At 41.4% G+C, this 239-nt stretch carries 1 pseudogene; it reads right to left on the bottom strand.

Annotation, left to right across the window (positions count from 1 at the left end):
• Nucleotides 1-239, bottom strand: a pseudogene (locus AAEY62_RS24580) (histone deacetylase family protein); the annotation flags it as partial.

Raw genomic sequence — 239 nt, 5'->3', positions numbered from 1 at the left:
CACTAAAGCGGGCTAATTGCTCGGTTAGCCAGCGGTAATCTTCCTCTACAAACTTTAAACTAGCCATATCATCTTCGAGGTGAGCATCAAATCCTGCGCTAATAAATAACATGTCAGGCTTAAAAGCATTTAGTTTAGGCAGCCATTGCTGCTCAAATACCGCTTTTAAATCGTTACCGTCGCTGGCAATTGGCAAAGGTGAATTAACTAACGTGGTGTTATTTTCAACCACTGTATTG

The organism is Pseudoalteromonas sp. GW168-MNA-CIBAN-0100, from assembly GCF_040309225.1.
GTDB classification, from domain to species: Bacteria; Pseudomonadota; Gammaproteobacteria; order Enterobacterales; family Alteromonadaceae; genus Pseudoalteromonas; species Pseudoalteromonas arctica.
This window is presented reverse-complemented; position numbering and strand designations above follow the sequence as displayed.